Source organism: Rudanella paleaurantiibacter (assembly GCF_009184635.1).
GTDB classification, from domain to species: domain Bacteria; phylum Bacteroidota; class Bacteroidia; order Cytophagales; family Spirosomataceae; genus Rudanella; species Rudanella paleaurantiibacter.
The window spans coordinates 44,217-57,086 of sequence record NZ_WELI01000011.1 but is presented as its reverse complement, the minus strand read 5'-3'; the positions used below and the strand labels follow the sequence as shown (position 1 = coordinate 57,086).

Annotated in this window: 9 protein-coding genes; 3 read left to right on the top strand and 6 right to left on the bottom strand. The window is 54.1% G+C overall.

Features of this window, described 5'->3' with window-relative positions; all coding sequences use genetic code 11:
- Positions 1-15: 15 nt before the first annotated feature.
- Genes F5984_RS26610 through F5984_RS21915 form a run of 3 tightly spaced genes read right to left on the bottom strand, consistent with a single transcriptional unit; the run spans position 16 to position 684 of the window.
- Positions 16-180 carry a hypothetical protein gene (locus F5984_RS26610; protein WP_185155610.1) on the bottom strand — a complete coding sequence of 55 codons (165 nt, stop codon included), beginning with the start codon at positions 178-180 and terminating at the stop codon, positions 16-18.
- Positions 181-221: 41 nt separating this feature from the next.
- The gene (locus tag F5984_RS21920; RefSeq protein ID WP_152126364.1) at positions 222-452 is read right to left on the bottom strand and encodes a hypothetical protein; all 231 of its coding nucleotides are present in this window, start codon (positions 450-452) and stop codon (positions 222-224) included.
- A 19-nt stretch (positions 453-471) separates the two neighbouring features.
- A complete protein-coding gene (locus F5984_RS21915) occupies positions 472-684 on the bottom strand; it encodes a hypothetical protein (RefSeq protein ID WP_152126363.1) in 213 nt (70 codons plus the stop codon).
- Between the two features lie 568 nt (positions 685-1,252).
- On the opposite strand from F5984_RS21915, the gene F5984_RS21910 reads away from it, so the two are divergent.
- On the top strand, positions 1,253-1,486 hold the full coding sequence (locus F5984_RS21910; protein ID WP_152126362.1) for a hypothetical protein: 234 nt from the start codon (positions 1,253-1,255) through the stop codon (positions 1,484-1,486).
- A 59-nt stretch (positions 1,487-1,545) separates the two neighbouring features.
- On the opposite strand, the gene F5984_RS21905 is transcribed toward F5984_RS21910, so the two are convergent.
- Both F5984_RS21905 and F5984_RS21900 read right to left on the bottom strand, forming a co-directional pair.
- Positions 1,546-2,673, bottom strand: coding sequence for a fatty acid desaturase family protein (locus F5984_RS21905; protein WP_152126361.1), 1,128 nt, complete (start codon positions 2,671-2,673; stop codon positions 1,546-1,548).
- 557 nt (positions 2,674-3,230) lie between these two features.
- On the bottom strand, positions 3,231-4,358 hold the full coding sequence (locus F5984_RS21900) for a DUF5700 domain-containing putative Zn-dependent protease (protein WP_246169258.1): 1,128 nt from the start codon (positions 4,356-4,358) through the stop codon (positions 3,231-3,233).
- Between the two features lie 221 nt (positions 4,359-4,579).
- On the opposite strand from F5984_RS21900, the gene F5984_RS21895 reads away from it, so the two are divergent.
- Positions 4,580-6,334 carry a helix-turn-helix transcriptional regulator gene (locus F5984_RS21895; RefSeq protein ID WP_152126360.1) on the top strand — a complete coding sequence of 585 codons (1,755 nt, stop codon included), beginning with the start codon at positions 4,580-4,582 and terminating at the stop codon, positions 6,332-6,334.
- Positions 6,335-6,449: 115 nt separating this feature from the next.
- Positions 6,450-11,840 carry a beta strand repeat-containing protein gene (locus F5984_RS21890; RefSeq protein WP_152126359.1) on the top strand — a complete coding sequence of 1,797 codons (5,391 nt, stop codon included), beginning with the start codon at positions 6,450-6,452 and terminating at the stop codon, positions 11,838-11,840.
- A 66-nt stretch (positions 11,841-11,906) separates the two neighbouring features.
- On the opposite strand, the gene F5984_RS21885 is transcribed toward F5984_RS21890, so the two are convergent.
- Positions 11,907-12,776, bottom strand: a complete 870-nt coding sequence (locus F5984_RS21885; protein WP_152126358.1) for an AraC family transcriptional regulator — start codon at positions 12,774-12,776, stop codon at positions 11,907-11,909.
- Positions 12,777-12,870 lie beyond the last annotated feature (94 nt).

Genomic DNA, 12,870 nt, shown 5'->3' with positions numbered 1-12,870 from the left:
GCTACTATTTATCCCTTAAAAACGCTTCACCGAAACCGGAATAAGCGCGAAATTAAGGGACCCCAACTGCTTGTTTGGACCGATAACCGGGCGAAATAGTCGCTCGGACATGTCGAGCCACTGCACGATTTGAATAGACAAACTTTCGAGGGTATTCGTGAAATTCTGGTATATATTCATGGGTTGTACGTGTTTTACTATTGAACTTACCTAAGAAGCTGTTAGGCTAAGGGGACAGGGTTGACTGCCAACCCGTGAATCAAATAAACGCCCTCCCGAATGGTTACGTTAAGGTGTTTTCCTTCCCAATTGGCCATATCCACGCTCTGTAAATCAATGGGGGTTAATACCATCGATTTAGGAAAAAGGGTGCCGTTGGGGAGCTGCACCGGTAGCCGGGTTTTGAAACCGGTTGGTGTAGCAATAAACAAGTAGTTAAAAATTATGGTCATTGGGTACGTGTCTGGAGTGTCAATAGGCTGCAAGGGTCCCGTTGGGCCGAATCGTAAATTCATCTTCAAAGCCAAGCACCACCACGGTCAAATCGCGGGCGGCCGGAAACTCGCGCAGAAATCGTTGTGTTGCCAACTCCTCGCTACTATTGAGGTAGGCCTTTCGGCACGGCTTGGGCGAAATAGAGCTGTAGGCAGTAACAACGGTAAGTGTATTGGTGCTGGTTTTCATAACACATGTGTCTGCAACGGTTGGCGGCTAATGGTTTATATTCTAACCGGCTTTTGTAGGTCTGCCTATGCGGGGGTGAAAGAAACGGGGGCTACACCGCCCATATTTCGAGTCTTTTTGCGGGGCCGGTGAGGGTTTCTCAATGCTTGAATGCAGGTGAACTCAGTAGGCCATTGAAAGGTGCTTTATAGTACAACACATTTGACAACAAATCGCTTTAATTACTTTGGAGAATTGTCTCACAAATTTGGATCGGGGTAAATTAAGGGGCGGTGGTGTAATTATTTGCACGCAAGTAGTGTTGCTCTACTGAAAGCAAGGCTGAATATGGACTTAATGCCGGCCGCATCTATCGCCCGCAGAAGTTAATTCCAAGCCACTGTCAATCAAGTACTTTAACAGACAAGCTATCTGTAACCCCTACTTCTGTTTTGCGCTGATTGGGGCCGAGCTTCTTCTCTTTCTCAGGCAGTATTTCTGCTACTTCTCCCCCGATTCCGGCAACAGCCCTTGCATAGTTTGCGACCATGTGCCGATTATTTTTTCACCTCTACATGTCCCAAACAACATGCGCATCAATTTCGACGAGCTCTTCACGGTTGAAGGCCAGATTATTACCCCCAAAGTGCGGATTAATATTTTGAGTGCAATTCGGGGAGGTCCCGAGATTTGTATGCTCAACAATACCATCAATGGCGTTGACCCAATCACCTGGCAGGGTAAAGACTTACAAGTCGATGTTACGGGTTCCGGCGATACACTCGAATATTACATTTGGGGGTTGGCTAATACAGGATTATAGTCTACGCAGAATAAAAAAAGCGCTCTGGGAATCGATCCTCAGAGCGCTTTTTGCTGGCGTTAATACGCACCCACCGACATTCTAACTGGCTCCTTAACCCGCTTCTCGAGCGGCCGACCGAGCTTGTGCAACATACGGTAGTGTGAATAGAGCGCCGAGCCAAAACTTTTGTTTTCGAGGTATGGCAGGCCATACTCTGCCGCCGTAGCCCGGACAATTGGTGCCAGCGCCGGGTAATGAATATGGCAGACCTTTGGGAACAAATGATGCTCAACCTGCCGGTTCAGTCCTCCGCAAATGAAAGCCGCCACAGGGCTACTGGGCGCAAAATTAGCTGTGGTCTGCAACTGATGGCTGGCCCAGGTATCGGGCATGGTGCCCGATCCATGCGGCAACGGAAACTCGGTTCCTTCCACTACATGCGCCAATTGAAACACAAGCCCAAGCACAAGCCCTTCGGCCAAATGCATAGCCACAAACCCCAGCAGTACCTGCCACCACGCCAGCGGCAACACGAGGTACGGCACGATCAGAAAGGCAATGTAATACAGGCCTTTGCCCACAAACAAATTGATGTGCTCGCGCCGTGGGTGTTTAGGCGTTTTGTGCTGCCCAATCTGCTTCTGGTAAAACTTCTTGTAATCTTTCCGGGCCACCCAGGATAACGACGCCAGTGCATAGAGCGGAAAGGTGTAAATATGCTGAAACCGGTGCCAGGCAAACAGCGGGTCTTCGGGGTTGAGCCGTACCAAACCGGGCGCCAGTTCAATGTCTTCGTCGTGTCCCGGAATATTGGTGTACGTATGATGCACCACATTGTGCGTCAGTTTCCAAACGTACGGGTTGGCCCCTAGCAGGTAAAAACTGTTGCCCATCAGCCGATTGACCCACGGCCGGGCCGAAAAGGCGCCGTGGAGCCCGTCGTGCGAGACATTGAACCCAATGCAGGCCGCAAACACGCCCAACACGATACTCAGCCCAAGCATAGCCCAGACCCCGAACAGATTTGACAGAATTAAGCCGTACAAGACTACATATCCGGCAAGAAAAAAAATGGCTTTAAACCACATGGCACCATTGGCGTGGGAGGAAATACCCTGCCCGGCAAAATAAGCGTCGACCCGCCCGCGCAACGTAGCATAAAACGTAGACGAGTGAGCGGCCGTAAACTTCAGATTGTTTGACATCAAATAGGGGTTCAATTACAGAAAACGGGTATGATAACCCATGCAAGCCCCCAACCGTCGGGCCAAATAGGGCATCGGTACAGACAGTTGGGTGCTAATTGAATTGGTAAAATGGATAGACCGGTTGCGGTTTTAATGATGATCGGCCGGGCGATCTCGATACTGATTTAAGCGCAACCGGGATATAAAAATCGGAAGTCCGGCGTGACTAGTGAGCAAGAGAAGAGCCTCAGATGAGCGAACCAAGCTTGTAAGCTACCGCCTTTTGCGCAGAATCCAACCGGAGGAGGATGTTAACCGACAAATTAATAGACGATCTGTATCAATAGAACGACCGATATAGATAAAGATTGCGCATTTGTTAATTTACAGAGGCACCTCCCCTCGAAAGAAGTGCCCTTTTGTCATTTACTTAACCATCAGCTTCAGGTCAAAAACCCCTTTGCCCACTTTCAGTTGTTTCCGGGTTGTTTGGATCAGAACACTACGGGTTGCCCGGTCCTCGGGCGAGAGGGCAAATTCCCCTATCCAGAATACTTCTGTTTAGTTCTGCTCAATTACAGATAATCCTTCCAGACTTTAACTTTATCCACGATTGCTTCTGTAGACCGGCTAAATCGGATTAATTGTTCACCGGGGTTTTCCTTACACACCGTCAGGTATAATTCACAAAACGGAATGGGGCCTTCGCTGATGCACCGGGCCAATGCCTGTTGCCCTTTGTACTTCTCAATTACTTTGGCCATTCGGTATCCCGTATCATAGGCGGTTTCATCAAAGGCAAGGGTAAACCCGATGTTGTACAGCTCGTTGAGGTTGGCGGTCGAATCATGGTAAGCCGAAAACAGCAGGCTCTCAAATAAGGCAAAGTTCTGACGAGCCCGATTACCATTCCGTTGATATCCTTCCCGTTGACTTTTGGCAAACGACTTCGGCGCGTTGATTTTGGTAAAATCCGCCACCAAATTAGCGCTGCCCTCCCCCCAGAGGTTTTCGAGCATCACGTAAGCGTTCACGATTGGCTTAGGTGGGGGCGAAGTCGATTTTTGCTTCACCCGATTCTTGTCTCCAATACCCTGTACAGAGTGGTAGAGTTCATGTGCCACCAGATACACCAATCCTTCGTAATCATCCCCTATTTTTTGCAAGGCCAAATTAAACGTGTTGGGGTCGCCCAAGACAAACCCCAACGCACCACCTCCGACCAGAAAACAAGCCCGGACCGAGGCTTTGATCTGGTTGGGCGTGTAGGGCCGAATCAGGGCTTTGACATCATCAGTAAAGGTAGACTTCGCTTCGAGTTGCCTGATAAGCTGCCGAACTTCGCCCGCATTTGCCTTAACCGACTTCCAATCATAGGGATCATGCCCTTTCACAGTACCCGTTTGGACTACCTCGCGCAACGTTTGTTTGAATACCGCTTCGGTTCCTGACTGGTCGTAACCCGACACTTTTTTGATCAATTGCTGACTACCGAAAAGCCGGGCAATGCGCTCCAGCTCGGCATCGGTCACCTGATTTTGGGTAAGCAGACCCGTAATCGCGTTGGCACTCTCATAATCAAGCTGTATAGCCAACCCGTCGGTACCCGAGGGCGTTGACGTTAGCTGGCCATATGCGGTGCAAACCGACATGCTTACTAAGAGCAAACTAATAATGGGGCGGCACAGAGTCTGGAATCTCATAAAGTCGACAGTTTGCGGACGAGTGAATATATAAAAAACTCGTGCAAACACGTACGCGGGAGGCCTTAATCCCAAACTAAATGCCGGGAAAGACTGTCCCGCACACAACTTAGCGTAAATTTATACTCAGTTACATTTTACTATTAATTAACCTGTTTGTAAGTTTAGAGATTTGGAGTGTGAGTCCATATACATGTCAACACCTTCCTGAGTTTCCATTGATGAATGCTAACCCTTTCTGGAAGATTACGTATCCGTTTTTACCGCTCTTTGCCGTTTTTGTATCGTTTACCACCTTTGGTCAACCGATATTTTCCAAAATTGACCAGGCGCCCCCTGCCGAACGAGTGCGTATGGCGTTGTTGTACTTCGACACGTGTCAGGCCGTCGCGAAAAGTAAGCTGGTAGCCTTTGCGCAATTGGATAAACTGGATGCCATTGCCCGGCGTCGGCAGGACGAGCAGCTTGGGCGGTACGGTCGGATGCTGCGCGACACGTACGCCAAAAACGACCCCAAACGTACTCACACCCAGAATGCCGAACTCTTCCTACAGACGGCCGCACAGGCCGACTCACGCGACGACGAGCAGATAGCCAGTGTGTGCGAGCACTTTGCCGGACAGTATTATTATCTGGCCGAAGACTTCGGCAAGGGGTTTCAGTACCTGCTGTCGGCAAACCGGCGATTTCGTCAGATTGGCTACCGGAACATTCCCGAAATTCACCGCTACCTCTACGAGCTGGCATTTAATTACTATTACCTGAACGACGACGAAAAAGTAGTCGAGCTACTGACCGAAGCCACCCGGTACCCACCTTTCAACCCTAACCTGCATATCCAGACGTACAACACCCTGGCCATGGCGCAGGCCCGGCAACTGGGCGACTCACCGAAAGAATGGGGCCTGGCGGTGCAAAATTACAGGCGGGCTTACCAATTGGCGGTTCACTACCGTGACTCGGTCTGGATCGGGATTGCCAATGGAAACCTGGGGGGCTTATTTGTGAAGCTGAAGCAGTGGCCCCAAGCCCTCAACGCCCTCCGAATTGATTACCGGCTCGTAATGCGCGATGCGGCAAACCGGGGGTATCCGCTCACCACAGCGGTGGCGCTCGCCCGGGTGTTTTATGAACTGGGGCAGCTGGACAGTTGCCGCTATTATCTGAATGAGGGCAAACGGATGAGGCTACTACAGCGCGTAACCGGCAACTATATCGTAAACGTTCAGGACGATTTGTTCTGGCTACGCTATTATGAGACCTATCGACTGTATGCCCTGACAACGGGCAAGCCTATCGAGTCGGCACGGGCGGCTGATAGTGTGCTGAAATACCAAAACCGGATCGACAAACGGTACCGCTCCAAAGCCGCTACGCTGGCCGAACAGCGCCTGCTTATTCAGCAGCACGAGGCAGAGGTAGCCGAACTCAACCAGCGCAGCCAAAATCAGCGCTTGTTTCTGGGCATGGGGGTGGGGCTATCGCTCCTGGTGGCGCTCCTGCTCGGCTTTCTGTACCGGTATAGTCAAGCCCGACGCCAACGGGAAGCGCAGGCCAACGCCCAACGCGAAAAACAACTGGAGCGGGAAAAACAAGCCGTAGCCGCCGAACGCGACCGGGCCCAGGCCGATCTGGCCCTTTTTTTGAGCAACCTCCGGCAACTCGAATCCGAACATCATCTGGCCAATGCCAGCTTGCTTACCCCCGACGATTGGGAGGAATTTCGGAAACGGTTTGAACGGGTACACCCCCAATTTTTTATGCAGTTACGGTCGCAGTTTAACGACCTGACGCCCGCCGAAGAACGGCTTCTGGCTCTCTCGAAACTGAATCTGCACAGCCGTCAGATGAGCCATATGCTCGGCATCTCGACAGATTCAATCCGTAAAACCCGCTACCGGCTTCGCAAAAAGTTTGGTATTGCGGGCGATGCCAAACTCCTCGCCCTCCTCGACGAGCCCGCTACTGATCTCTAGCAAGGAACTATATATCAACGGCTTATAATTTTGTCCACGCTTTTGTCCACGCCCCTGAAAACCGGTTTTCAGGGGCGTTTTAGTAGGTTCATGGGCCAATCACTACCCATATCGTATGTCATACACATCTATTTCCCTGAACCCAACCGGGCAGGCACCAACGCACCGCCCGGCCCCGCGCAACCTTCGCCTGTTTCAAGTTGTACTGGGTATTCTGTTTACCTGTTGCCTGAACCTAAATACGCTGGCGCAGGCCACCTGGACAGGGGCCACCAACACCAACTGGAACACGGCCAACAACTGGAGCACCGGAGCCGTACCCACCGCCAACGTCGATGTAATCATCCCCGACGTGACTAACGACCCCACTATTGGCAACGGCACGGGGGCACTGGCTAAAACGGTGGAGGTACAAGCCGGGGGAAAACTGACCATAGCCAGCTCGGCTTCGCTGACGGTGAACGGTGAAAAGACAGTTTTAGATTTTCCATTTACCTTTTTCAATGATGGCACGGTCACCAACAACGGTAATTTGATCATTGGCAGTACTACCTCTAGTGGTTTTTTTGGATTATGGAATAGATCAACCTTCAACAACAATTCAGGGGCTACCATTCAGATTGACCGCACTAAGAATAGGGGCCTTAGTCATGAAAGGGGTACATTCTCCAACGCTGGCCGTATCATAATCGGGAATAGCACTAATATTGGAGCTTATGGTCTGTATATTGGAGATAATGGGGGAATTACTAATGGAACTTTTACTAATCAGTTGGGGGGGGAAATCCAGATTGATCGCTCTACTCTATCCGGTTTATATGTGCTGGTCGGTACGTTTTCCAATTCAGGCCGACTAATTATTGGCGCAAATGCCAGCGTGGGCAGATATGGTCTCGGTGTCTCAAATAACTTTACAAACGAAGCGAGCGGAGATATCCGGGTTGATCGATCAACAGATATTATTTTGGTCATAACCACAGGTACGATCGTAAACAGAGGGGCTATCCGGTTGGGAGCGAGCGCATTGCTAGGACCGAATGCTCTTCAGGTAGGGTTTATAGATCAAACGGGTACCTTCACAAACGAGGGCTGCTCGGCGTATCTATTCATTGATTCCGACAAAAAGTTAGCGACCTTAAATGGTACATTCACTAACTCGGGAACCATTGTCGAGAAAGGCAGCGGCAACAGCAACATCACCACCAATTCGGGCGTGGTGCAGAACCTTAACGGGGGCACCATTACCATTACTAACAACACAGGCCTACTCAGCACGCAGGCTGGTGCCCTCTGGACGGGCTGCACCAATACCGACTGGAACACGGCCACCAACTGGAGCACCGGAGCCGTGCCCACCGCTACGGATGATGTCGTGATTCTGGACCGCCCGAACAAACCCACCATCGGCAACGGCACGGGGGCGCTGGCCAAATCAATCGAGGTGCAGACCGGGGCTAAACTGACCGTAGCCAGCTCGGCAACGCTGACGATCAATAACTCGAAATCTATTTCGGAAGAGCTGACGGCTGGCTTTTGGAACCGAGGGACTGTGGATAACAGCGGCTTTATCGTATTGGGCAACACGGCTTCTGTGGGGATGCAGGGCCTCCGAAACGAAGGCACCTTCAATAATACGGGCGGGACCTTGCAGATTGATCGAAGCACGAGTCGTGGTCTGCATAATGGTATTTCACCTATTGGTCCCTTTACCCCTACGCTAACCAATTCAGGCGTTATCCGCGTGGGAAGCATTGCCGATATTGGCGACGAAGGCCTGTACGCTTCGGGTATCGTAACGAATCAGGCCGGGGGGGTAATTGAGGTGGATCGGGCAACGGGTAGAAGCATTGAGGTGTTCTCCACCCAAAAGTCCACCAATCAGGGGTTGATCAAAGTCGGCTCAAGAGGGGTTACGTCAAACTGGGGTTTCTACTGCAACACCCAATTCGAAAACGAGCAGGGTGGTCGAATTCAAATCGACAATAGTTCGTTTGCAGGTCTGGAAGTTCGGAATGGGGCCACCTTTACCAATTCAGGCACGATCACCGTTGGCTCGCAGGGTCCCGTAGGGCGATTTGGCATTGGTGCCAACTCCCAATTCATCAATAATGCCGGAGGTATCATCCTGATTGACAATTGTACAGAAGCGGGGATGGAAGTCAATCAGTATGGTTCTAACAGAGGCAACGTAACCAACTCGGGCATCATCCGGATGGGTTCCAACGTCTCCGTTGGCCCCTATTCAATTATAGTCAACTCGGGCACTGATTTCTACAACTCGGGTTGCTCGGCGCTTCTATTGATCGACTCCGATAGTCAAATCACCACTTACCCATTTTCCAATTTCACCAACTCGGGCACCATTATCGAAAAAGCCAGTGGTGATAGCAATATCCGAATCAATTCGGGGGTGGTGCAGAACCTCAACGGAGGGGCGTTTACCATTGACGATAATTCAGGCCTACTCACCACACAGGCCGGTACGCTCTGGACGGGCTGCACCGATACCGACTGGAATACAGCCTCTAACTGGAGCACCGGGGTTGTACCCACCGCCAATGACGATGTCGTGATCGCCAACGTGACCAACAAGCCTGGCATCAGCAACGGCACAACCGCTCTGGCCAAATCGGTTCACGTTCTGAGCGGGGCTACACTCACCCTTAACAACTGTGCATCGCTGAGTGTATTCGGTACGTTCCGCAACGAGGCTACCGTAACCAATAATGGCTTTCTGACCCTCAACACCAACCAAACCCATACCAACACCGGCTCATTTATCAACGACGGTGTGCTGGTCTATCCGCAGGGCAACCCCATTCAGGGGGTGACCAATAACAAGATCATTGCCCAATCCATTCTGAATTCCTGCGGATTAACCGTGAACCCCGCCCTGCAAATTGGCGGCAGCAACAACCTCACGGTGGGTACAACCTGGTACCAGAACGCCAGCCTGACAACACAGGCCGGTACGTATGCCGCCAACACCTTTACCGCTACTAACCTCACAGCTGGGGGCACCTACCCGGTGTTTTTCACCATTACGGACCCAGCCAACAGTTGCACCCGGACCATTTCCATTCCTGTTACCCTCAACACCCCGCCCACGCTCTCGTTGGCGGCTTCCGGCTCGGTCACCTGCGCTAACCCAACCGTCACCCTGACGGCCTCGCCCGCCGGGCAGGGTACCTACCGATTCGCCGGGCCGGGCCTCAATCAGACGGGAGCGGGCAACACCGCCACCATTGCAGCCGGGGGACTCTACTTCGTGACCGTCACAGCCGCCAACGGCTGCACCGCCACGGCCACCACTACGGTTGAAAGTGCCACCAACGCCGTCAACGCGACCCTTGTCGCGTCCGGCTCTATTTCCTGTAGCAATCCGACTATCCTCCTCACCGCTGCACCCGCCGGAGCCAGTTACGCCTTCAGCGGACCCGGCCTCAATCAAGCAGGCCAAACCAATACCGCTACCGCATCAATTCCGGGCACCTATTCCGTCATCGTCACCGGTGCGGGTGGATGCACCGCCCTGGCCACCGTATCCGTCACCGGCAGCACATCAGCCCCAATCGTAACCATCAACGCGGCTCCAGCAGCCACCGTATCCCAGGGACAGAGCGTCACCCTAACCGCCAACGGGGCAACTGCCTTCCTCTGGAACACCGGAGCAACCACGGCCGCCATTCAGCCACCCACCTCCGTCACCGGCTCAACCGTCTTCTCCGTTACCGCCACCGGGACCAACGGCTGCACGGCTACCGCCCAGTTTACCCTTACCGTGCTCAACCCAACCGTATTCTGTGGGGCTGATCCCGCTACCCTAGGCACGCCCCTCACCCTGCTCGAACCCGCCTACAACTGCAACACCGGACAGATCCAGTTCCGTATCAGCGGGGGCAACGGGGCTCCTGTCACCTACGCGGCCATCGGCATCACCGCCCCCACCACCTCCTGCTCGGCCATGGTCGACACCCAGCTCGCTCAGGACATCCGCAACCTGAGCCCCAACGTGGAGCCCTTCACCATCCTGGCCACCCAGAATGGCATCACCGTCTCCCTCCGCTGGGACGCCCGCGCCACCTGTGCCGGGGGCGGAGGCAACACCCCGCCCACCCTCGCGAATGCCGTCGGACCACAATCGGCCACCGTCGGTGTGGGCTACAGCCTCAATGTGGGCTCTGTGTTTACAGACAGCCAAACTCCCGCCAGCTTAGTACTTTCAGCGGCCGGCCTGCCCGCCGGGCTGGCTCTCACCGGCAACACCCTCACCGGCACACCCTCTCTGTCGGGTGTGAGCACCATCACCCTCACCGCCACCGACCCCGGCGGGCTCACCAGCAGCACGAGTTTCCAACTCACCGTCAGCAACCCCGCCAGCCAAACCACCACCCCGCCCCCCTCGGGCAGCGCCCTGGCCGCTACCCTGGTGAGCTACAACTGCTCGGCCGGGGCCATCACCTTCGGTTTCTCCGGCGGCAACGGGGCACCTGTTGAGTACCTGACCATCGGCGTGACGGGCTGGACGACCAACCCCAGCCATATCGTTGAAGCGGGTCTGCGGCTCGATCCTAAGCCCATCACCATCCGCGTCCGCCAGAACGGTGTGGAGGGAACGCCCTTCCTCTTTGACTTCGGTGCTTTCTGCGCAGGCAACCCACCCGCTCCCCCGTCCAACACTCCACCTACCGTGGCCAATGCCGTAGGGCCGCAGTCGGCAACCGTGGGCGTGGGCTACAGCCTGAATGTGGGCAGCGTCTTTACAGACGCCCAGACGCCGGGCAGCATCGTACTATCAGCTTCGGGCCTGCCCGCTGGGTTAAGTCTCAACGGCAGCACCATCTCAGGCACGCCCTCCGCATCGGGCGTGAGCACGGTGATTCTGACAGCCACCGATGGGGGCAGCCTGAGCAACAGCACCAGTTTTGTGCTCACTGTGAGTCCGGTAGGTAGCAGCACCTCGACCCCACCCGTGAGCGGGCCGCTGGCCGCGACGGTGGTAGGCTACAACTGCCAGACCGGGGCCATCACCTTTGGGGCAACGGGCGGCAACGGATCAGCGGTGGAGTACTTCGCCATCGGCATCACGGGCTGGACATCGAACCCCAACGGCACCATCGAGGCCGGACTGCGGGCCGACCCCAAGCCCGTCACGATTCGGGTACGGCAGAACGGTGTGGAGGGCACGCCGTTTGTGTTCGACTTTGGCCAATTCTGTAGCCGACCGGCCCGGATAGCGACGGAGGCCCTAACCGAGCTGGAGGTGGTTGTACTGGGCAACCCCACGTCCGAGAACTGGGTGGACGTAGAGGTAGCCAACCCCGCCGGGGAGGCTGTTCAACTACGGGTCGTCTCGGCACAGGGGCGGGTGGTGAGCAGTCAGCTGGCTGCTACCACAGGTGGTCCGGTGCGGCAACGGGTGCAGTTGGGCACCGGTGCGGGCACATATCTGCTGCAAGTCGCGACGCCCACCCGTCAGAAAACGGTGAAGGTAGTGCGGCAGTAAAATCTGAATTAACTAACCTATATGAAAACGGGTAGGGTCTCCAATGTCCTACCCGTTACTTTTTCGCTACTTCTCAGCAACCAACCGGCGGTACTCCGTTGGGCTTTTGCCTGTAATCTGCCGGAAATACTTGTTGAAGCCCGAGAACTGGTTAAACCCGCTCTCGTAGCAAACCTGCGCCACACTCAGGTTCCCCTCCATGAGTAGCTTACAGGCGTGTTGAATGCGCAACTCGAGCAAAAACTGGCTGTACGACTTCCGGTTGCGGGATTTAAAGTACCGGCAAAACGAATTAGGGCTGATATTGGCTACGGCAGCTATCTCTTCCAGACTTATTTTCCGCCCAAAATTAGCCAGACTATACGCGTAAATCTGGTTGATCCGGTCGGTGTCGGCATCGTCGAAAACGGGCGAATAGCCGTTCCGGCACAGGACCTCCAGTTCGTCGGACTGGGCTAACAGGGCCAGAATCTGCAGCAACCGAATGAGCCGGTCTATCCCCGCGCTGCCCGCCAAATGGCGAAGTCCCGCTACCACCTGATCGCGGCAATGCCCCTGCACCCGGAGCCCCTGCCGGGCTTTCTCGAGCAGGCTTCCCAACAGTCGGTTTTCGGGCAGGGCCAGAAACACATCACCCCAGAAGTCGGGCCGGAAGTGGACCACCGTCGCCTGAGCAAACAGCCCCTCCTGCTGGGCGAAATACACCTCGTCGCAACGCCAGTAATGCGGCAGATTAGCTCCCACCAGCAACACATCGCCGGGGCCAAAGTGCTGAATACTGTCGCCCACAAACTGGGTTCCGCTGCCCGACTCGATATACACCAGCTCAATTTCGGGGTGGTAATGCCAGCGATTGTAGAAGTAAGGGGTCACATCCCGACGCACACTGAACGAGTTATCGGCCAGCAGCGGCACTTTGAGTAATTGTGGCTTCATCCACCAGATTGCCCGAATAGGCGCTTTATTAAGCCCAAAAATGCTAATTGAGTGGTAAAAGTAGCTAATCTGATAAAATTTGTTCGCGGGATTA

What these genes read in the sequence shown, in the direction of transcription:
- F5984_RS21915 (WP_152126363.1), bottom strand. Translation starts at nt 684, where the DNA reads ATGAAAACCAGCACCAATACACTTACCGTTGTTACTGCCTACAGCTCT.
- F5984_RS21895 (WP_152126360.1), top strand. Translation starts at nt 4,580, where the DNA reads ATGAATGCTAACCCTTTCTGGAAGATTACGTATCCGTTTTTACCGCTC.
- F5984_RS21890 (WP_152126359.1), top strand. Translation starts at nt 6,450, where the DNA reads ATGTCATACACATCTATTTCCCTGAACCCAACCGGGCAGGCACCAACG.
- F5984_RS21905 (WP_152126361.1), bottom strand. Translation starts at nt 2,673, where the DNA reads ATGTCAAACAATCTGAAGTTTACGGCCGCTCACTCGTCTACGTTTTAT.
- F5984_RS21885 (WP_152126358.1), bottom strand. Translation starts at nt 12,776, where the DNA reads ATGAAGCCACAATTACTCAAAGTGCCGCTGCTGGCCGATAACTCGTTC.
- F5984_RS26610 (WP_185155610.1), bottom strand. Translation starts at nt 180, where the DNA reads ATGAATATATACCAGAATTTCACGAATACCCTCGAAAGTTTGTCTATT.
- F5984_RS21900 (WP_246169258.1), bottom strand. Translation starts at nt 4,358, where the DNA reads ATGAGATTCCAGACTCTGTGCCGCCCCATTATTAGTTTGCTCTTAGTA.
- F5984_RS21910 (WP_152126362.1), top strand. Translation starts at nt 1,253, where the DNA reads ATGCGCATCAATTTCGACGAGCTCTTCACGGTTGAAGGCCAGATTATT.
- F5984_RS21920 (WP_152126364.1), bottom strand. Translation starts at nt 452, where the DNA reads ATGACCATAATTTTTAACTACTTGTTTATTGCTACACCAACCGGTTTC.